This window comes from Pseudarthrobacter raffinosi (genome assembly GCF_023913835.1).
Taxonomy (GTDB): Bacteria; Actinomycetota; Actinomycetes; order Actinomycetales; family Micrococcaceae; genus Arthrobacter; species Arthrobacter raffinosi.
Genome location: NZ_JAMXBG010000010.1, coordinates 69,132 through 87,843, shown reverse-complemented (window position 1 = coordinate 87,843; position 18,712 = coordinate 69,132). Strand labels below are relative to the sequence as shown.

Sequence of the window (18,712 nt, the reverse complement as noted above, 5' to 3'; positions counted from 1 at the left end):
TGACCGAAAAGTCAAAATTCCGTCCGTCCGTCTGCCTTCCAGGATCGGCCTTGCTAGGCGTCCTGCAGCGGGTGCCGCGCCAGCCATGCTGCCACGATCGCGCCGGAGATGTTGTGCCAGAGCGAGAAAACGGCCGATGGCAGTGCGGCCAGCGGGGTGAAATGCGCGGTGGCCAGCGTGGCGGCCAAACCGGAGTTCTGCATGCCCACTTCGAAGGCGAGCGCCCTCCGTGCTTTATCGTCCAGCCGGCCCAGTTTGCCCGCCAGGTAGCCCAGGCCCAGGCCGAAGCCGTTGTGGAGGACCACTGCGAGGAACACAATGCCGCCCGCGGCCACGATCTTAGAGGCGCTGCCCGCCACAACAATCGCGACAATGAAGGAAATTACGACGGCGGATGCCCAGGGGAGCGCCGGTAGCAGCTTGGCGATGAGGTTCTTGAAGAACAGCCGCGCCAGCAGCCCGGCGATGACGGGCAGGAGTACCGTCTTGACGATGTCCAGGACCATGCTCCCAGCGTCGATTTCCAGGAACGATCCGGCCAGGAACAGGACCAGCAGTGGCGTAACCACCGGTGCGATCAGGGTGGATACCGAAGCGACGGCGACGGACAGGGCAGCGTCCCCCTTGGCCAGGAATGCCATCACGTTCGAGGCGGTGCCGGATGGTGCACAGCCCACCAGGATCAGGCCTACGGCAAGCTCCGGCGGAAGCTGGAGCGCCACGGCAATCAGCCAGCCCGCGCCGGGCATGATCACGTAGTGCGCCACAATGCCCAGGACCACTGCCCACGGGCGCTTCACCACAGAGGCAAAATCCGGCGGCGTCAGGGTCAGGCCCATGCAGAACATGATGATGCCCAGCAGGTACGGGACGCTGGGCCCCAGCGGCTGGAAGGTGGCTGGCACAAGGAAGCCGGCGACGCCCGCCAGGACCACCAGCGCCGGGAAGATCGTGACGGCAAGCCGCGCAATTTTCGCCTCGGCGGCCAGCGCCGGGTTGGTGGGTACCGGGGCGTGATCAGTGCCGGATTCTGTCGATGTGGGGGATTTGGTTGCCTCAAGCATTTATCGATCGTGGCATTGATGTCCGGCAGGTGACCACTTCATGACCATGCTCAGGGCAAAAATGTCAGACATCTGCGGCCGGAAGGCTTGCCAGTGGATCCAGGCCTTGACGACGGGCCTGGAAGAACAGGCCTAGTGGATCAGCGCAAGGAGAATTCCTACCGCCACAAAGAGCACCCCGAAGATCCGGCTGAGGATCTTCTGGCCACGGGCGTTGTGAGTGAACCGCTGGAAGGACTTGGCGGCAAAGGCGAAGAAGAACCACATCACCAGGATGTCGATCACCACCACGGTGGCTGTGAGCACAAGGTACTGCGGCACGAGCGGCTGTTCAGGGCGGATGAACTGTGGCATAAACGCGAGGAAGAAAACGACGGCCTTCGGGTTGAGCAGGTTGACCCAGAGGCCACGCCGGAACATTGACCAGGCGGGCTCGTTCCGGAGGGCGGCGGCCTGTTCCTGGTCCACCTCCGGTTTGCTGAGGAACTGGCGGATGCCCAGGTACACCAGGTAGGCGGCCCCGGCGTAACGGATCACATTGAAGGCCACCGGGGAGCTTGCCACCAGCACACCGACGCCCAACGCCACGATCACCACGTGGACAACCAGGGCTGCCTGCTGGCCAAGGATGCCCCAGATGGAGCGGCGGAACCCTGACGTCAGCGAGTTGCTCATGGTGTTGATGGCACCGGCACCCGGCGTGAAACTGATCAGGGCGCCGGCGCCCGCGAGGGCGAGCCAAAGGGAGAATTGCACCTGCCAAGTTTAGTGCCGTCGGCACAACAAGAGCGCCGCCTCACCACAGCGTGGTCACGGGCTCGAATGCGTGAAGCTCCTCATCTGCCGTTACCAGCGTCAGCCCCTCCACCATGGCCTGGGCAGCCAGGATCCGGTCAAAGGGGTCCTTGTGTTCCCAGTCCAACTGGCCGGCGGCCAATGCGTGCGGTGCGGAGATGGACAGCTCAGAGGCGTACAGGTGGGCCACCTGCCGTCCAAAGCTTGCCACTATCGCCGCCCCAGCCGGCAGCTTGCCTTGATGGTGTTTGTAGGACAGTTCGTACGCGGTCATGGGCGACACGTAGACCGAGTTCTCGAGCTTGGTGATGGCGTTCCTGGCTTTGGTGGACAGTTTCCTGGGTTCGGCGAGGGCCCAGAGGAAGACGTGGGTGTCCAGGAGCAGGCGCATCAATGATCCCTGCCTGTCGCTTCACCCATTTCCTCGTCGGTCCACGGGTCATAGAACCCGTCAGGAATTTGAAGGGGCGCCAGGAAGCCCAGCTCGCGTTTGTGGGGGCGCTCGATTTTCACCAGCCGGGCCACCGGACGGCCTGCCTTGGCGATGACCACATCCTCGCCGTTTTCAACGAGGCTCAACAGCTCAGACAGGCGGGTTTTTGCCTCTTGGACGTTGTACTGTCCCATGTTGACCAAGTCTAGTTGGTCAACCTCAGCGGTGTAAGGCTCTGCCCAGTATTCGTTCTCTCCGTAATGGTTCATAGTCCGACGCTATTGCCGCCAGCGCAGGGTGGATAGGCACGGGTGCGCCTATGTGGAAATTACGCCCGTGGAAAATCACGCCCGGGCGATGACCTCACCGTTCGGGATCAGGAACCAGCCGTCGTCTGTGGATCCCCAGCGGTGCCATCCTGCCGAAATCCGGGCCAGGTCCGCTGGATTTGCGAAGCCGTATTCAAGGGCCTGCTCCGCGAAGGCCGAATGCAGCACTCGTTCGCCCCAGACCCGGGCCTGCCATCTCCGTTGTTGCCCGGTGGCATAGAGCCAGTTGCTGCTGGTGGGCGCCACGTTGCTGAAGCCCGCAGACTGGGCCCAGGACACGAGCCGGCGGCCGGCGTCGGGCTCGGCCCCGTTGCGTCGTGCGATCCGCTGGTACAGGTCCATCCATTCGTCCAGCTCAGGGATCGTGGGGTACCAGCTCATGCCGTGGAAGTCGGCGTCGCGCACTGCCACTATGCCGCCCGGCTTCGCTACCCGGCGCATCTCGCGCAGCGCCTCCACCGGGTCGGTCAGGTGCTGGAGCACCTGGTGGGCGTGGACGACGTCGAACGTTTCGTCCTCGAAGTCAAGGTCGTAGATGTTGCCGGCCAGGAACTCCGCATTGGCCACGCCGCGTTCGGCGGCCAGCGCCGTGGCCTGGGCGATGATGTCCGGTGACCGGTCCAGGCCGGTGACCTTTCCGGGCGACACCAGCCCGGCGAAATCGCAGGTGATGCTTCCAGGGCCGCAGCCGACGTCGAGCACTGAAACCCCGGGCGTGAGGTGCGGAATGACAAAGGCCGCGGAGTTCTCCGCGGTCCGGGAAGCGTGGGCGCGGACAACCGACTCGTGGTGGCCGTGCGTGTACACATCGTCGTCAGGCTGCTGCGCACTCATAATGAAACGCTACCCCTCCGCAGTGAAAAACAGGCGGAACCGTCCCCGAAGTAGGTGGCACTTAATGTCGTTATGAGCCCTCATGACGACATCTACTGCGACCTACTTGGGCGGAGTGGGCGAGGCGGGGCCGCCGTCGGACGTTTCCTCACGGGCCGCGATGGTGGCGTCCACCATGGCGGCCATGAACCGGCTGACCAGCTCCAGCTCTTCGGGCGAGAAACCCGCCATGGCGGCACCCATGTGGCGCGAAAGCGGCATAAAAATGGCGCTGCCGTCCTGGAAGGCCTTGGGTGTCATGCGCAACTGGACCTGCCTCCGGTCCGGGCCGAGGCGCTCCCTCACCACATGCCCTGAACTGTCCAGCCGGTCGATAAGCGCGGTGGTGGCGGGCGAGCTGAGGTTGAGTTCCCTGCGCAGGATGCCCGGCGTGACCACGAGGCCCTTGGCGGTGTGCCGCATGATCACTGCTAGCGCGTTGAGGTCCGTGCGGTGCATGTCGTTGCGGCCGCCGGCAGTGTCCACATACCTGTTGGCCTCCAGCGTGAAGTCCTGGAGCAGGCGGACCAGGGCAAAGGGTGCGGAGTCGGGTGGGCGCTGGAACGCTTCGTCCGTCATGTTCCGCCCTCCTCCGCTCGCTTGCCACGTCCTGTGATCTTGCCTGGTGCCCTGACGGATATTACTGCAGCGATGCCAGCTGCGTAGTTTCAAACAGAAAACCAATTTATTTCCATGGTGGAGATACTCTAGGATGGAACGAAGTGTACCCCGGCCACCCAAGCGAAGCAGGAATCATGAAATCAAGTCCCCAGCACAGCGCGAAGGTTCCGTTCTGGCTTCGCTGGCTGCTTCCCGTGTTCCTGGTGCTCACGTGGCTGGCCATCGCCGGTGTGGGTGGACCCACGTTCGGCCGGCTCGACGAGGTCTCCTCGAACGACCAGGCCTCGTTCCTGCCGGCGAGCGCCGAGGCCACCGCGGTCCAGGACTGGCAGGCAAAGTTCCGCGATTCAGACGAAGTGCCGGCGGTCATCGTCATCGAAAACGACGCAGCCATCAGCCCCTCGGAGCTTGGCGAACTGGCATCCCTGAAGGCTGGGCTCGAGGGCCTGGAGCTGGGCAGCGCGGTGATCGGCCCCATCCCGTCCGAGGACGGGAAAGCGGTCCAGTTCATTGCCCCGATCGGGTCCTCCGGCGAGCTTAAGGAATCCGTCCAGGAGTTGCGGGACTTCCTGGCGGATTCCGCCCCCGCAGGCATGCAGACCTTCGTCACCGGACCCGCGGGCCTGACCGCAGATCTGGTCGCCGCCTTCGCCGGCATTGACGGCATCCTGCTGCTGGTGGCACTCGGCGCGGTCTTCCTGATCCTATTGATCGTCTACCGTTCGCTCCTGCTGCCCATCGCAGTGCTGCTCACCTCGGTTTTTGCGCTCTGTGCCGCCATCCTGCTGGTGTTCGGCATGGCAAAGCTCGGCTGGATCCAGCTGAGCGGCCAAAGCCAAGGCATCCTGTCCATCTTGGTGATCGGCGCGGCCACGGACTATGCCCTGCTGTACGTGGCGCGGTTCCGCGAGGCCCTGACCCACACACGCAACCGGACGGAAGCGGTGCTGACGGCGTGGAAGGCGTCGTTCGAGCCGATCCTGGCTTCCGGCGCCACTGTCATCATTGCCTTGCTCTGCCTGCTGTTCTCGGACCTGAACTCCAACAAGGCGCTGGGCCCCGTTGCGGCTGCGGGCATCCTCTGTTCGCTCTTCGCCGCGCTGACCCTCCTGCCCGCCCTGATGGCACTTTTGGGCCGGGCCGCGTTCTGGCCGTTCCTCCCCAGGCTGGTTCCGGCGGGCGAGCGCGAGCCCGAGCTGGTCACCGGCCTGGAAGGGCAGAAGGGCATCTGGCGGGCCACCGGTTCGCTGGTCTCCCGCCGCCCGCGCACGGTCTGGGTCGCGTCGGTCCTCCTCCTGCTGGTGGCTTCGGCGGGGGTGCTGCAGCTGAAGGCCAACGGCGTGCCGCAGACCGAGGTCATTCTCACCGCGTCGAATGCGGTGGACGGCCAGGACGCGCTGGCGCGGCATTTCGACGCCGGCAGCGGCAGCCCCGCCGTCGTCATCGCGGACGAAAGTAAAGCCGATGAAGTGCTGGCAAAGGTCAAAGCGGCCGACGGCGTGGGGGACGCCTACCTCCTGGCTGAAGGCAGGCTGCCGATCACCGGCGCCCCCGGGACTCCCAGCGAGCCTGACGTCCACGACGGCAAGGTGCTGATCAACGCCACGCTCAACTACGCCGCGGATTCCATTGAGGCGGAGGATGCGGTCAAGGCGCTGCGCGAGGAGGCAAAAACGGTCGACGCCGGCGCGTTGGTTGGCGGCGTGACCGCCACTGCGCTGGACACCAACACCACCGCCCAGCGCGACCTGGTGATCATCATCCCGATCGTGCTGGCGGTCATCCTGCTCATCCTGATGCTGCTGCTGCGATCAGTCTTGGCGCCGGTCCTGCTGGTGCTCTCCGTGGTGCTGTCGTACGGCGCGGCCATGGGCGTTTCGGCCGTGGTCTTCAACAGCCTGCTCGGATTCCCCGGCGCCGACGCCACCGTGCCCCTGTTCGGGTTTGTGTTCCTGGTTGCCCTGGGTGTGGACTACAACATCTTCCTGATGAGCCGGGTGCGGGAAGAGTCGCTGAAGCACGGGACCCGGCCGGGCATCCTTCGCGGACTCGGCGTGACCGGCGGAGTGATCACTTCGGCCGGCGTGGTGCTGGCCGCCACGTTCGCCGCACTGAGCGTCATCCCCATCATGTTCCTGGTGCAGCTGGCCTTCATTGTGTCGTTCGGCGTACTGCTGGACACCGTGCTGGTGCGCTCGCTGCTGGTCCCTGCGCTGGCGTACGACATCGGCCCGCGCATCTGGTGGCCCGGCAAGCTGGGCCGGACGGAGCTGGATGCCGCGGTGCGGCGGGAGGTTGGCCCGGCCGAGCCCGGCCTTCATCCCGCGTCAGAGACTGCCAGCCGCCGCTAGGGCACCTAGCACTGTGCGCGCCACCAGGCCACCGTGGCAGCGGCGGCCTCGCGCAGAGGTGTCGGGCGGATCCCAAGTGCGGTCTCGCTGGCGGCAGATTCCATCACAAACGGCCGCTCGAACTGGTAGAGCATTTCGGCAACTTCGCGGAAGTCTTTCGAGAACACACCCATGGTCCGGAGCGCCCAGCCCGGAATGGCTCCAAGCTTCGGCGCCTGCACTCCGCCAGTCTCGGTGAACGCTGTGGCCAGCTGCCGCTGCGTGACTGCCGGACCCGTGGGCGCGTGCCACACCCTGTTCCACAGCGACGGCGTCGCCGCGGCGTGGATCATCGCGGCGGCCAGGTCCGGGACGTACGTGAATGAATGGGGCTGATCGGCGCTCCCGATGACCCAGACTTTCTTGCCGGCCTGGACGGCGGGGACCACGCGCTCTCCGGCATGTGAGGTTCGCACCCGAGGGCCAAAGAAATCGCCGGCAACCACGCTGACGGTGTTGGTCGGAGAGGCGTCCCGCGCCTTGAGCAGCGCGGTGCGGACGCCCCGCTTGCCGCCCTCGGCAGTCCGCGGACCCGCCTCGACCATGGGGCGTTCAGGCTCGCTGTACGAGTAAAGGCTCTCGGGAAAAACGACGACGGCGCCTGCCTCGCCTGCTGCGGATAGCACCGTTTGCTCGGCCCGGGGCAGTTCTGCTTGCCACGCGTCCACCGTGTAGGAGGAGCCGTGGATGCAGTGGAAGACGGCGGTGGCGCCCGCGAAGGCGTCCCGCAGCTGGGCGGCATTCTGGACGTCGGCCTTCACCCGTTCCACCAGCGGATGCTTGGGGCCGCTGCCCGAACGGGTGAGGATCCTGACGTTTTTCCCCTGCTCAGCGAGCTGTTCTGCAACTGTCCAGCCCACGGGGCCGGCTCCGGTAACAACGTAGACATCGTTCATGACTTCTCCTCAAGGGATTTCCGCTAGAGAGCGCTGCTCTCCAACAAGCGTGCGCCTTGTCCGGGAGGCCTGTCAAGAGCAGTGCTCGCAATTGTTGACACTGCTCTGATTTGTGCCATGCTGGAGCAATGAATGACCCTGCCGCGGCCGCGGAACCCATCCTTCGGACACCGCGGGAGCGCGCCCGGACACCGCGGGAGCGCGCCCGGGCCCAGACCATTGCCGACATCGTCAGGCTGGGCAGGGAGCACCTGGCAACGCAGGGCGCGGCCGCATTGTCCCTCCGCGCCGTGGCAAGGGATCTTGGCGTGGTCTCCTCCGCGGTCTACCGCTACGTGGCCAACCGCGACGAGCTGCTCACGCTGCTTCTGGTGGACGCCTACAGTGAGCTCGGCGACGCCGTGGATGCCGCGGTGAACGCGGTGCCGGTGCGCGACTTCGATGGCAGGTTCAAGGCGCTCGGCCGGGCTGTCAGGGCATGGGCGTTGCGGGAGCCTGCGCGCTACGGCCTGCTATTCGGGAGTCCGGTCCCCGGCTACCAGGCCCCCTCGAGCCAGACCACAACCCCGGGAACGCGCGTGATCTACCGCCTGATCGGCATTCTCGACGGCGCCTACCGGGCAGGTGCGCTGACCGCCACGGCGCGCACCGCCGTCGTACCTTCTGCCCTGTCCGCCGACCTTGAGGCGATCCGCAGTGAACTTGGGCTGGCCATGCCGGACGAACTCCAGGCGAACGGTGCCCTCGTGTGGACGTCGCTCTTCGGGGCCGTGAGTTTTGAGGTTTTTGGCCAATATGGCCCGGATACGTTCCGTGCCCGGGGCGAACTCTTTGAACACCACCTCACTGTCCTCGCGGCGATGGCTGGGCTCGTGCCTGAGGGAAACCCGCGGGACGACCCGAAGTCTGCGGCCACCCCTGTTTAGCCCGCCTCCGGCTGAGTAGACTCCAAATGCGTCCGGATGGACGCCGAGACTCAAAGGAGAGATCACGTCATGAGTGAAAACACCGCACCTGAAGAAGATCGCCGCAAAGGCAGCACCGAGCCCGGGCTGGAGGGTGAAGGTGGCCAGTATGAGGAAGGCGACTACGGCGAGGCCGGCGTCGTGGGCGGGGCGGAGAACCAGCCCCAGGAGGGCGACTATCCCGAAGGTGACTACGGCGAGGCCGGCTCTGTTGACAGCGCCCGTGAGGTGGAAGTGGACGAGGACGAGAACCGGTAGCGGCCGTTCACGCACAGCGAACTACTGCCAGGGACGGGGATTTTCCGCCTGAAATCCCCGGGATTCCGGGGGTTCGCCTGAGGGTGCCGTGACCCAAAAATCCAAAGTTGAGCGTACTCCGCTCAACTTTGGATTGACATCGCTTGTGCCTTGAGTAAAGTTGAGTGCAGAACGCTCAACACGAGCGCCAGCAAGTTTCCAAGGAAAGAAGGAAGCAACACATGTCACGTGCAGTAGGTATCGACCTCGGAACCACCAACTCCGTCGTCTCCGTTCTCGAAGGTGGCGAGCCCACCGTTATTGCCAACGCCGAGGGTGGCCGCACCACGCCGTCCGTCGTTGCATTCTCCAAGTCCGGCGAAGTCCTGGTTGGCGAGATCGCCAAGCGCCAGGCCGTCAACAACATCGACCGCACCATTCATTCCGTCAAGCGCCACATGGGCACTGACTGGAGCGTCGCCATCGATGACAAAAAGTACACGGCGCAGGAAATCTCCGCACGCATCCTGATGAAGCTGAAGAACGATGCCGAGTCCTACCTCGGCGAAAAGGTCACCGACGCCGTCGTCACCGTTCCCGCGTACTTCAACGACGCCCAGCGCCAGGCCACCAAGGAGGCCGGCGAAATCGCAGGCCTCAACGTCCTGCGCATCGTCAACGAGCCCACCGCGGCCGCTCTGGCGTACGGCCTGGACAAGGGCAAGGAAGACGAGCTCATCCTGGTCTTCGACCTCGGCGGCGGAACCTTCGATGTCTCCCTGCTGGAAGTCGGCAAGGATGAAGACAACTTCTCCACCATCCAGGTCCGCTCCACCGCCGGCGACAACCACCTTGGCGGCGACGACTGGGACCAGCGCGTTGTTGATTACCTGCTGAACCAGCTCAAGGTCAAGGGCATTGACCTGTCCAAGGACAAGATCGCCCTGCAGCGCCTGCGTGAAGCCTCGGAGCAGGCCAAGAAGGAACTCTCTTCTTCCAGCAGCACCAACGTTTCGCTCCAGTACCTCTCCGTCACCCCCGATGGCCCGGTCCACCTGGACGAGCAGCTGACCCGCGCCAAGTTCCAGGACCTCACGAAGGACCTGCTGGACCGCACCAAGAAGCCGTTCCAGGACGTCATCAAGGAAGCCGGCATCAAGCTCTCCGAGATCGACCACATCGTCCTCGTGGGCGGTTCCACCCGCATGCCCGCTGTCTACGACCTGGTCAAGGAACTGGCCGGAGGCAAGGAACCGAACAAGGGCGTCAACCCGGATGAAGTTGTAGCCGTTGGCGCAGCACTCCAGGCCGGCGTTCTGAAGGGCGAGCGCAAGGACGTCCTGCTGATCGACGTCACCCCGCTGTCCCTGGGCATCGAAACCAAGGGTGGTGTGATGACGCACCTGATCGAGCGCAACACCGCCATCCCCACGAAGCGGTCCGAGACCTTCACCACGGCTGATGACAACCAGCCGTCCGTGGCCATCCAGGTCTTCCAGGGCGAGCGCGAGTTCACCCGCGACAACAAGCCGCTGGGCACGTTCGAGCTGACCGGCATCGCGCCGGCTCCGCGCGGCGTCCCGCAGGTCGAGGTCACCTTCGACATCGACGCCAACGGCATCGTCCACGTCTCCGCGAAGGACAAGGGCACCGGCAAGGAACAGTCCATGACCATCACCGGTGGCACCGCGCTCTCCAAGGAAGACATTGAGCGCATGGTCAAGGACGCCGAGGAGCACGCAGCCGAGGACAAGGCCCGCCGCGAGGCGACCGACACCCGCAACACCGCGGAGCAGCTCGCTTACTCCGTGGACAAGCTGATCGCCGACAACGCCGACAAGCTGCCCGAAGAGGTCAAGACCGAGGTCAAGGCCGACGTCGACGAGCTCAAGAAGGCCCTCGAAGGCACCGATGACGCAGCCGTGAAGACCGCGTTCGAGAAGCTCCAGGCTTCCCAGTCGAAGCTCGGCGAAGCCATTTACGCCCAGGCCGGTTCGCCGGACGGTGCCACCGGTGCCGCAGGTGCCGAAGGCGCCGCTGGTGGCGCCCCCGCCGGCGACAAGGCTGCTGATGAGGACATCGTCGACGCCGAGATCATCGACGAAGACGAAGCGAAGAAGTAGCCATGCCGCACCACGGTAACGAGGAAGAGCACAACTCATCCGCGAACCAGGAGCCGATCATCCGGGACAACCGCAAGGTTGACCCGGTGACCGGGCAGGCCCGGCACCCGGAGGGCGAGCAGCCCGCTGCCGAGCCGGTGGGAGAGCCCCTAGTGGGCGAGCCTGTTGGCGGCGAGCTTGGTGACAGGGACGGCGATGCACTCGCCCAGGTCGAGGAAATCCTGAACGGCATCGAGGTGCCGGCCGAGGAATCGGTGGCACAGGGTGCCGGACACGCTGAAGCTGCCGAGCTGAAGAACGATCTCCTCCGCCTCCAGGCTGAATACGTCAACTACCGCAAGCGCGTCGAGCGCGACCGGGCCGTGGCAGGGGAGATGGCTGTTATCGGCGTCCTGAACTCCCTGCTGCCGGTACTGGACGACGTCGATGCTGCCCGCCAGCACGGTGACCTGACCGACGGCCCGTTCGCCGCGATCGCCACCAAGCTGGAGAACGCGCTGAAGACGTACGGCCTGGTCCGCATTGATGAGACCGGAGTGGAGTTCGATCCCACGATCCACGAGGCCCTCATCCAGCAGCCGGGAGAGGACATCGAGGTTGACACCGTCAGCCAGGTCCTCCGCTCCGGCTACCGGTCAGGCGAGCGCGTCCTCCGCGCAGCACAGGTTATCGTCGCAGTTCCTGCGTAGCATTTACCCCATCGAGATGGCAGTTCGCGGCAGTGATTCGCAGGAACATTGCCGCGAACTTCCATCTCGGCACAGAGATTTGAAAGGAAACGCCATTGGCTAGCCAGGATTGGGTGGACAAGGACTTTTACGCGATCCTTGGTATCGCCAAGGACGCTTCCGACGCCGACATCAAGAAGGCCTACCGGAAACTTGCCCGCCAGCACCACCCGGACACCAACTCGGGGGACGCTGCGTCGGAGAAGAAGTTCAAGGACATCTCCGAGGCCTATTCAGTGCTGTCTGATCCGGACGAGCGCCAGCAGTATGACGCCATCCGGGCCATGGGTGGCGGCGCGCGCTTTGCCCCCGGCGGTGCCGGTGCCGGTGCCGGGAACGGCGGCTTCGAGGACATGTTCGGCGGCCTGTTCACCGGCGGCGCGCGGCGCCAGCCCGGCGGGTTCAATACGTCAGGCGGCATCCCGCCCGAGTTTGCTGACCTGTTTGGCGGCGGCGGCTTCGGCGGCCCGACGGGCTTCCAGCGCCCGCCGCAGAAGGGTGCCGACCGTACGGCTACGACCAGCATTTCCTTCTCCGGGTCCATCCGCGGCACCACCATCGGCCTGCGCGAACCCAGCGGTGACGTCATTGACGTCCGCGTTCCCGCCGGCATCAAGGACGGCCAGAAAGTGCGCGTCCGCGGCAAGGGCCAGCCAGGGCCCGCCGGCAACGGCGACCTCATGGTGGCCGTGTCCGTCAAGCCGCACGAGTTTTACACGCGCGACGGCGACAACCTCCGCATCCATGTCCCGGTCACCTTCCCGGAAGCTGCTTTGGGCGCCGACATCCAGGTCCCCACTATCGACGGCGAGACCGTCAAGGTCCGTGTTCCGGCCGGCACGCCTTCGGGGCGTACGCTCCGGGTCAAAGGCCACGGCGTGAAGACCTCCAAGGTCACCGGCGATCTCCTGGTGACCATCGACGTCGCGGTGCCGAAGAACCTGAACAAGGAAGCCGAAGCAGCCGTGAAGGCCTTTGCCGAAGCCACCGCCGACGCCGATGTCCGTGAAGGCCTGGCCGCCAAGGCCCGGCTCTAAGCAACGGAGCAGACCGTGGACATCAGCGCTGACCAGCCGATCTTCGTGATCTCCGTCGCGGCTGAACTGGCGGACATGCACCCGCAGACGCTCCGGCAGTATGACCGGCTGGGCATTGTTTCGCCCAGCCGGGCGCCGGGGAAGTCGCGCCGCTATTCGCAGCGGGACATCAACATGCTGCGCGAAGTCCAGCGGCTGTCCCACGAGGGCGTCTCGCTCGAAGGCATCAAACGGATCCTTGAGCTCGAGAACCAGGTGGCCGCGCTGCAGCGCAGGGTGGGCGAGATGACCGAGGAGCTGGGCCGCCGTCGTGATCCTCTTGATTCGCGGATCTTCGCGGCCGGTGCCGCCGGTGATGTGGTCAGCCTGGCACGGGGCCAGCGCCCCCGTGCGCGCTCCCAAGCCGTGGTGGTCTGGCGGCCCAGGGCGCTGGGCGAATAGTCGCCACTCAGGCAGTCGGCCGACGCATAAATAGCCCTGCCCGCCGCTCGGGTGTTGCGCATAGCCGCAGGTGAGACCCGTTTCACGGCGCTGGGCCGGATTATGTCCGGCTACCGGGCCAAAGTTACGCCGCGGCAGGTTTCCCGCAGGTTAACTCTCCCAGGGCCCGTTTTCCCGCGGTTTTCTCCCGCACGCCTGCCGTGCGCCTCAACTCCCGGCCGGCCCGGCGAGCGCCCCGAAACGGTCTCGAAACCAACCGGGCAGGCGCTGAAACAATTCGCTCCTACGTTCATCGCAAGGGGTCACTTCTGACGGACCTCGGAGGCGAGCCGCTGCCCAGCGCAACGGCGGAGTGAGAAGCAGGTACACATGAGGGTTTCGGTCACCAAACGCGCTTTCTATTCCTTGGCGGCAGCCGCCATGGCCACTGTCCTGGCAGGCTGCGGCAGCCAGATCGCGGATCCGGCGTCCGCAGGCTCCACCGCCAGCAGCGGCACTTCCTGTGTGGACACCTCGGGCAGCAGCATCAAAGTCGGGTTCATCAACTCGCTGTCCGGCACCATGGCCATCAGCGAGAGCACCGTCTTCGACTCCCTGTCCCTGGCTGCCGAGGAAATCAACGCTTCCGGCGGTGTCCTGGGCAAGCAGCTCGAGGTCATCAGCGAGGACGGCGCCAGCGAACCGACCAAGTTCGCGGAGCGCGCCGGGAAACTGATCCAGCAGGACTGCGCGGCCGCGGTATTCGGCGGCTGGACCTCCTCGAGCCGCAAGGCGATGCTCCCTGTGTTTGAGGCCAACGACGCGCTGCTGTTCTACCCGGTGCAGTACGAGGGCCTGGAGTCGTCGAAGAACATCTTCTACACCGGCGCCACCACCAACCAGCAGATCATCCCGGCGTTGGACTATCTGGCCGAGCAGGGAACCAAGTCCCTGTTCCTGGTCGGCAGTGACTACGTCTTCCCGCGAACAGCCAACAAAATCATCCAGGCCTACGCCGCGGCCAAGGGCATCGAAGTCCTCGGCGAGGAGTACGCCCCGCTGGGCTCCACGGAATTCTCCACCATCGTCAACAAAGTCCGGGACTCCAAGGCCGACGCGGTCTTCAACACCCTCAACGGCGACAGCAATGTGGCCTTCTTCCGCCAGTACAGGAGCGTTGGCCTGACCGCCGACACCATTCCCGTGGTCTCCGTGTCCATCGCCGAGGAGGAAGTCCCCGGCGTCGGCCTGGACAACGTCGAAGGCCAACTGACTGCCTGGGACTACTACCAGACCCTGGACACGCCAGCCAACAAGAAGTTCGTGGCGGCGTTCAAGTCGAAGTTCGGCACCGAGCGCGTAACGAGCGACCCCATGGAAGCCGCCTACACCTCCCTGTACCTCTGGAAGGCAATCGTGGAGAAGGCGGGATCCTTTGAGGTGGACAAGGTGCAGGCCGCCGCGGACGGGGTGACCTTCGAGGCGCCTGAGGGCCTGGTCACGGTCAACGGGGAGAACAACCACATCACCAAGACCCCCCGCATCGGCAAGATAAACGCGGAGGGCCTGATCGACACGGTGTGGTCATCGCCCGCGGCGGTTGAACCGGATCCGTTCCTGGCCACTTACGACTGGGCCAAGGACCTGACCAAGTAACGGCCGCGGAAACATCGAGGAAAGGCCTGCTGGAATGGAACTCCTGATAGGGCAGATGTTCGCCGGACTCAGCCTCGGCTCCGTGCTGCTCCTGGCGGCACTGGGACTGTCGTTGACCTTCGGCCAGATGGGGGTCATCAACATGGCCCACGGCGAGTTCATGATGGCCGGGGCCTACACGGCCTTTGTGGTCCAGCAGGCCATCTCCGACGCCGGCGTATCGCTGCTGGTGTCCATTCCCGCAGGCTTCCTGGTGGGAGGTGTCCTGGGGCTGGTGCTCGAAGCGGTGCTGTTGCGCCGCATGTACCACCGGCCCCTGGACACCCTTCTGGTCACTTTCGGGGTGGCCCTGATCCTGCAGCAGGCCGCACGTGACATCTTCGGGGCACCCAGCGTCGATGTCCGCGCACCGGGATGGCTGCAGGGGAACATCGAGTTGCTGGGCGCTCCCATCCCGCTGACCCGGCTCTTTATCCTGGGGCTCTCGCTGCTGTGCCTCGCCGGCCTGGTCCTCCTCCTGAAGGCCACGCCGCTCGGGCGCCGTATCCGGGCCGTTGTGCTGAACCGGGACCTCGCGGAAACGAGTGGGGTGTCAACCCGGCGCAGCGACCAACTGACGTTCTTCATCGGTTCGGGCCTGGCCGGCATCGCCGGCGTCGCGGTCACACTCATAGGTTCAACAAGCCCGTACCTCGGCACCAACTACATAGTGGATGCCTTCCTGGTGGTGGTGGCCGGAGGTATCGGCCAGATCAAGGGGGCCGTCATCGCTGCCTTTGCCCTGGGAGTGCTGCAGTCCGTCTTCGAGTACTCGACGACGGCCAGCATCGGCAAGGTCCTGATCCTGATCGTGATTGTGGTGTTCCTCCAGCTTCGGCCGCAGGGCATCTTCAGCCTCAAAACAAGGAGCCTGGCATGAAAAGCCTGTTGCGCGGGCGGTTGGGAACCGTGGCCGGATTCACCCTTGGTGCGGTCCTGCTCCTGGGCGTTGCACCCGCGCTGCTTCCGGCGTTCAACCTCGGCCTGCTAGGGAAGTTCCTCTGCTTTGCCATCGTGGCAGTCGGTATCGGCCTGGCATGGGGACGCGGCGGCATGCTGACCCTGGGCCAGGGGGTGTTCTTCGGACTCGGGGCCTACATCATGGCCATGCACATGAAGCTGGCCGACGCATCGCTCTTCGGCGGCTCCGGGGTGCCGGACTTTATGTCCCTCTACGGCAGCGGCGAGGTTCCAGGCTGGTGGGAACCGTTCCGGAGCCCCGCAGTGACGCTCCTCGCCGTGGTCCTGGTTCCGGGGCTGGTGGCACTCGTCCTGGGCTTCGCGATCTTCAAGCGCCGCGTCAAAGGTGCCTATTTCGCGATTCTCAGCCAAGCGCTGGCGGCGGCCTTCGCAGTGTTCCTGATTGGCCAGCAGGCTACAACCGGAGGGTCCAACGGACTGAACGGATTCCGGTCATTCTTCGGTTTTGACCTGAAGGACCCGAACAACAAGCTCATGCTGTACATGATCGCGGCGGTGGTCCTGCTGCTGTCGGTCGCCATTGCCCGGCAGCTGATGCACAGCCGTTTCGGCGAGCTGCTGGTGGCGGTCCGGGACCAGGAGGAGCGCGTCCGTTTCCTGGGCTACGATCCGGCGACCGTCAAAACCGTCATCTACGTGGCTGCCGCCGTCCTGGCAGGCGTCGCGGGGGCGTTGTTCGTCCCGATCGTCGGGATCATCTCGCCTGCGGACGTGGGCGTGATCCCGTCCATCGCATTCCTTATCGGCGTCGCAATCGGCGGCCGCGGCACCCTTCTGGGGCCGGTCCTCGGCGCCGTCTGCGTCGCCGCGGCCCAGTCCAGCCTGTCATCCACTTTCCCGTCCTTCTGGGTGTACTTCCAGGGCCTGCTGTTTGTCCTGGTCATCGGGTTTATGCCGGGCGGGCTTGCCTCATTGCCGGCCCTGCTGGGCAGGCGGCGCAGAACGCCGCCCGAAGCGTCAGATCCCGTAGCGCCGCCCGACGCGCCAGATCCCGACGTTGAAGAGCGAGCCACCAAGCCTGAGGAGGTCAGCAGATGACGACGCCCACGCTGCTCCCTGACGGGGAGCCCCAGGCCGGGGGTTGGCGCCGCGGCCGGCCAAAATACCTCGAAGTCCGTAACCTCTCGGTTTCCTTTGACGGATTCCTCGCCGTGGACAACGTCAACCTTGATGTGATCCAGGGCGACCTGCGGTTCTTGATCGGACCCAATGGTGCCGGGAAAACGACGGTAATTGATGCCATCACCGGGCTGGTGCCGGCTACGGGATCGGTGAACCACACCGGCACAGAGATCCTCGGCCGCAAAGTGCACAAGATCGCCCGGCTGGGTGTGGGGCGCACGTTCCAGACCGCAAGCGTGTTTGAGAACCTCTCCGTACTCCAGAACCTCGACATCGCTGCCGGCTCCAGCCGCAGCCCGCTGCAGATGCTCCGCCGCCGGAAGTCCGTGGAACCAGCCGTGGAAGAGGCCCTGGAAATCATCGGCCTGGCAGGCGCGGCGGACAAGAAGGCAGGCATCCTCGCCCACGGACAGAAGCAGTGGCTGGAAATCGGCATGCTCCTGGTGCAGAACTCGGACGTGCTCCTCCTGGACGAGCCAATCGCGGGGATGAGCCAGGACGAGCGCGGGGAAACCGGCGAGCTGCTGCGCCGCATCGCAGCCAACCGGATCACCCTCGTAATTGAGCACGATATGGACTTCGTCCGGGAGTTCGCGACATCGGTCTCTGTCCTTGCCGCGGGCAAGGTCCTCAGTGAGGGAAGCGTAGCGCAGGTGCAGGCCGACAAGAAGGTGCAGGACGTGTACCTGGGGACCGCGGCAACGGAAGGCCAATGATGCTCGAAATCGAAAATCTGCAGACCGGTTACGGCCGTACTCAGGTGATCTCCGGGGTGAGCGTGACCGTCCGGGAGGGAGCCGTCGTCTCGGTTCTGGGGCACAACGGCGCCGGCAAAACGACGCTGCTGCGCGCCGTCGTCGGGCTCCTCAAACCCATGGCCGGACGCATCACCCTGGACGGGGAGGACATCTCGGCCCTCCGCCCACACCAGCGGATGGCGCGGGGCATGGCCTATGTACCACAGGGCCAGCAGTCATTCGGGCAGCTGTCCGTTATGGAGAATCTGCAGCTCATCGCGGACGGGCGCAGGAACGGCAATGAACGCGTGGCAGAGGCCCTCGATATGTTTCCCGCGCTCCGTCCGCTGCTGGCACGGCGGGCCGGGCTGTTGTCGGGCGGCCAGCGGCAGCAGCTTGCCATTGCCCGGGCGTTGATCACCGAGCCGCGCCTTCTGATCCTGGACGAACCAACCGAAGGCATCCAGCCCAACGTTGTGGCGGAGATCGAAGCGACCATCCTCAAGCTGTCCCAGCGCAACGGCATGAGCATCCTCCTGGTGGAGCAGCACATCGGTTTTGCCCTCCATGCCGCGGACAGCTACTACGTCCTTTCGGCCGGAAGGGTTTCCTCCTCGGGAGCCGGCGGCGCTGGATCAGCGGGCAATGTGCGGCAGGCGATGCTCATCTGAGGCGAGAACAATGCTTGTCTGATGCCGAAAAGCGAGTACTCACTACTCGTGACCGGACCACCCCCCACTGGCTTGAATGGAACTTCAGCTAGGTCTAACAGTGCAGGTTCGAGCCTTTGGGGGTTTTCGCGTGTTTGGTTCTTCAGTCGTTATGTTCGCAGGGTCCAGTGCCGGGCTGATCCTGCTTGCCATCGGTCAGACCGTCGTTGTGGTTTGCATGTGCTTTGACATGGTGCGGGCGCTGTCCGTGCCGAGGTCGCACCGGCGCTATGTGGCCAGCACGGTCTTCCGGACGCTGGCCGTTCCGTCCATCATCGCCGCCGGCATGAGCGTGCTGATCGACGCGCTGGCCTGGTCCTGGATGGACGTTGGCATGTCGATGTTCGTGATGGTGGCCATCATCTTCCGTCTGCACCACGACAAGGACGAGGACAACTGGTGGAAGGGCAAGGGCAAAAAACTCGCCCGCTGGGCCCGCAGCCAGTTCAGCTCCGGAACGTCGGTAGCGCCGGCGATGGGGTAGGACTCCGGCGACCCGGGCACACGGTCGCCGGTGCCGGTTGTGGCCTGCATCACTGCCGCGTAGACTTCCACT

Annotated in this window: 20 protein-coding genes; 13 read left to right on the top strand and 7 right to left on the bottom strand. The window is 65.0% G+C overall.

The features are described 5' to 3' along the window. Positions 1-53: 53 nt before the first annotated feature. The 6 genes from NG697_RS11750 to NG697_RS11725 all read right to left on the bottom strand — a co-directional run bounded on the left by NG697_RS11750 (position 54) and on the right by NG697_RS11725 (position 4,073). Positions 54-1,064, bottom strand: a complete 1,011-nt coding sequence (locus tag NG697_RS11750) for a bile acid:sodium symporter family protein (RefSeq protein WP_252614273.1) — start codon at positions 1,062-1,064, stop codon at positions 54-56. Between the two features lie 132 nt (positions 1,065-1,196). Continuing rightward, positions 1,197-1,820, bottom strand: coding sequence for a LysE family transporter (locus NG697_RS11745; protein ID WP_252599126.1), 624 nt, complete (start codon positions 1,818-1,820; stop codon positions 1,197-1,199). 40 nt (positions 1,821-1,860) lie between these two features. Then, positions 1,861-2,250, bottom strand: a complete 390-nt coding sequence (locus NG697_RS11740) for a type II toxin-antitoxin system VapC family toxin (protein ID WP_252599124.1) — start codon at positions 2,248-2,250, stop codon at positions 1,861-1,863. Next, entirely contained in the window at positions 2,250-2,561 is a 312-nt protein-coding gene (locus NG697_RS11735) for a type II toxin-antitoxin system Phd/YefM family antitoxin (RefSeq protein ID WP_252599123.1), read from the bottom strand. Before NG697_RS11735 ends, NG697_RS11740 begins: the two co-directional genes overlap by 1 nt. 75 nt (positions 2,562-2,636) lie before the next feature. Beyond that, positions 2,637-3,455 carry a methyltransferase domain-containing protein gene (locus NG697_RS11730; protein ID WP_252608094.1) on the bottom strand — a complete coding sequence of 273 codons (819 nt, stop codon included), beginning with the start codon at positions 3,453-3,455 and terminating at the stop codon, positions 2,637-2,639. Between the two features lie 102 nt (positions 3,456-3,557). Beyond that, a complete protein-coding gene (locus NG697_RS11725) occupies positions 3,558-4,073 on the bottom strand; it encodes a MarR family winged helix-turn-helix transcriptional regulator (RefSeq protein WP_252599121.1) in 516 nt (171 codons plus the stop codon). A 176-nt stretch (positions 4,074-4,249) separates the two neighbouring features. On the opposite strand from NG697_RS11725, the gene NG697_RS11720 reads away from it, so the two are divergent. After that, entirely contained in the window at positions 4,250-6,466 is a 2,217-nt protein-coding gene (locus NG697_RS11720) for an MMPL family transporter (protein ID WP_252614272.1), read from the top strand. 5 nt (positions 6,467-6,471) lie between these two features. On the opposite strand, the gene NG697_RS11715 is transcribed toward NG697_RS11720, so the two are convergent. Beyond that, positions 6,472-7,401, bottom strand: a complete 930-nt coding sequence (locus tag NG697_RS11715; protein ID WP_252614271.1) for an NAD-dependent epimerase/dehydratase family protein — start codon at positions 7,399-7,401, stop codon at positions 6,472-6,474. A gap of 128 nt (positions 7,402-7,529) precedes the next feature. Between NG697_RS11715 and NG697_RS11710 the strand changes: the two genes are divergently transcribed. The 12 genes from NG697_RS11710 to NG697_RS11655 all read left to right on the top strand — a co-directional run bounded on the left by NG697_RS11710 (position 7,530) and on the right by NG697_RS11655 (position 18,640). Then, positions 7,530-8,327 (top strand): TetR/AcrR family transcriptional regulator, encoded by a 798-nt coding sequence (locus tag NG697_RS11710; protein WP_252614270.1) that lies wholly within the window; start codon positions 7,530-7,532, stop codon positions 8,325-8,327. A gap of 69 nt (positions 8,328-8,396) precedes the next feature. Continuing rightward, a complete protein-coding gene (locus NG697_RS11705; protein WP_252599116.1) occupies positions 8,397-8,624 on the top strand; it encodes a hypothetical protein in 228 nt (75 codons plus the stop codon). A 221-nt stretch (positions 8,625-8,845) separates the two neighbouring features. After that, a complete protein-coding gene (gene dnaK / locus NG697_RS11700; protein ID WP_252599115.1) occupies positions 8,846-10,726 on the top strand; it encodes a molecular chaperone DnaK in 1,881 nt (626 codons plus the stop codon). Between the two features lie 2 nt (positions 10,727-10,728). Further along, positions 10,729-11,415 (top strand): nucleotide exchange factor GrpE, encoded by a 687-nt coding sequence (locus NG697_RS11695; RefSeq protein WP_252614269.1) that lies wholly within the window; start codon positions 10,729-10,731, stop codon positions 11,413-11,415. A 95-nt stretch (positions 11,416-11,510) separates the two neighbouring features. Beyond that, positions 11,511-12,491: a DnaJ C-terminal domain-containing protein gene (locus NG697_RS11690; protein ID WP_252599113.1), complete on the top strand. Its 981-nt coding sequence runs from the start codon at positions 11,511-11,513 to the stop codon at positions 12,489-12,491. 15 nt (positions 12,492-12,506) lie between these two features. Continuing rightward, on the top strand, positions 12,507-12,932 hold the full coding sequence (locus NG697_RS11685; RefSeq protein ID WP_308216161.1) for a heat shock protein transcriptional repressor HspR: 426 nt from the start codon (positions 12,507-12,509) through the stop codon (positions 12,930-12,932). Between the two features lie 369 nt (positions 12,933-13,301). Next, positions 13,302-14,567 (top strand): urea ABC transporter substrate-binding protein, encoded by a 1,266-nt coding sequence (urtA, locus tag NG697_RS11680; RefSeq protein ID WP_252614268.1) that lies wholly within the window; start codon positions 13,302-13,304, stop codon positions 14,565-14,567. A gap of 34 nt (positions 14,568-14,601) precedes the next feature. After that, a complete protein-coding gene (urtB, locus tag NG697_RS11675; RefSeq protein WP_056341284.1) occupies positions 14,602-15,486 on the top strand; it encodes an urea ABC transporter permease subunit UrtB in 885 nt (294 codons plus the stop codon). Beyond that, positions 15,483-16,625 (top strand): urea ABC transporter permease subunit UrtC, encoded by a 1,143-nt coding sequence (urtC, locus tag NG697_RS11670; protein WP_252608101.1) that lies wholly within the window; start codon positions 15,483-15,485, stop codon positions 16,623-16,625. The genes urtB and urtC overlap by 4 nt, the downstream gene beginning before the upstream one ends. Then, entirely contained in the window at positions 16,622-17,425 is an 804-nt protein-coding gene (gene urtD / locus NG697_RS11665; RefSeq protein WP_252608103.1) for an urea ABC transporter ATP-binding protein UrtD, read from the top strand. Before urtC ends, urtD begins: the two co-directional genes overlap by 4 nt. Continuing rightward, positions 17,422-18,117 carry an urea ABC transporter ATP-binding subunit UrtE gene (urtE, locus tag NG697_RS11660; RefSeq protein WP_252608105.1) on the top strand — a complete coding sequence of 232 codons (696 nt, stop codon included), beginning with the start codon at positions 17,422-17,424 and terminating at the stop codon, positions 18,115-18,117. The genes urtD and urtE overlap by 4 nt, the downstream gene beginning before the upstream one ends. Positions 18,118-18,268: 151 nt before the next feature. Next, positions 18,269-18,640: a hypothetical protein gene (locus NG697_RS11655; RefSeq protein ID WP_252599215.1), complete on the top strand. Its 372-nt coding sequence runs from the start codon at positions 18,269-18,271 to the stop codon at positions 18,638-18,640. Positions 18,641-18,712: the final 72 nt, after the last annotated feature.

What these genes read in the sequence shown, in the direction of transcription:
- NG697_RS11750 (WP_252614273.1), bottom strand. Translation starts at nt 1,064, where the DNA reads ATGCTTGAGGCAACCAAATCCCCCACATCGACAGAATCCGGCACTGAT.
- NG697_RS11740 (WP_252599124.1), bottom strand. Translation starts at nt 2,250, where the DNA reads ATGCGCCTGCTCCTGGACACCCACGTCTTCCTCTGGGCCCTCGCCGAA.
- NG697_RS11735 (WP_252599123.1), bottom strand. Translation starts at nt 2,561, where the DNA reads ATGAACCATTACGGAGAGAACGAATACTGGGCAGAGCCTTACACCGCT.
- NG697_RS11730 (WP_252608094.1), bottom strand. Translation starts at nt 3,455, where the DNA reads ATGAGTGCGCAGCAGCCTGACGACGATGTGTACACGCACGGCCACCAC.
- NG697_RS11725 (WP_252599121.1), bottom strand. Translation starts at nt 4,073, where the DNA reads ATGACGGACGAAGCGTTCCAGCGCCCACCCGACTCCGCACCCTTTGCC.
- NG697_RS11720 (WP_252614272.1), top strand. Translation starts at nt 4,250, where the DNA reads ATGAAATCAAGTCCCCAGCACAGCGCGAAGGTTCCGTTCTGGCTTCGC.
- NG697_RS11715 (WP_252614271.1), bottom strand. Translation starts at nt 7,401, where the DNA reads ATGAACGATGTCTACGTTGTTACCGGAGCCGGCCCCGTGGGCTGGACA.
- NG697_RS11710 (WP_252614270.1), top strand. Translation starts at nt 7,530, where the DNA reads ATGAATGACCCTGCCGCGGCCGCGGAACCCATCCTTCGGACACCGCGG.
- NG697_RS11705 (WP_252599116.1), top strand. Translation starts at nt 8,397, where the DNA reads ATGAGTGAAAACACCGCACCTGAAGAAGATCGCCGCAAAGGCAGCACC.
- dnaK (WP_252599115.1), top strand. Translation starts at nt 8,846, where the DNA reads ATGTCACGTGCAGTAGGTATCGACCTCGGAACCACCAACTCCGTCGTC.
- NG697_RS11695 (WP_252614269.1), top strand. Translation starts at nt 10,729, where the DNA reads ATGCCGCACCACGGTAACGAGGAAGAGCACAACTCATCCGCGAACCAG.
- urtA (WP_252614268.1), top strand. Translation starts at nt 13,302, where the DNA reads ATGAGGGTTTCGGTCACCAAACGCGCTTTCTATTCCTTGGCGGCAGCC.
- urtB (WP_056341284.1), top strand. Translation starts at nt 14,602, where the DNA reads ATGGAACTCCTGATAGGGCAGATGTTCGCCGGACTCAGCCTCGGCTCC.
- urtC (WP_252608101.1), top strand. Translation starts at nt 15,483, where the DNA reads ATGAAAAGCCTGTTGCGCGGGCGGTTGGGAACCGTGGCCGGATTCACC.
- urtD (WP_252608103.1), top strand. Translation starts at nt 16,622, where the DNA reads ATGACGACGCCCACGCTGCTCCCTGACGGGGAGCCCCAGGCCGGGGGT.
- urtE (WP_252608105.1), top strand. Translation starts at nt 17,422, where the DNA reads ATGATGCTCGAAATCGAAAATCTGCAGACCGGTTACGGCCGTACTCAG.
- NG697_RS11655 (WP_252599215.1), top strand. Translation starts at nt 18,269, where the DNA reads ATGTTCGCAGGGTCCAGTGCCGGGCTGATCCTGCTTGCCATCGGTCAG.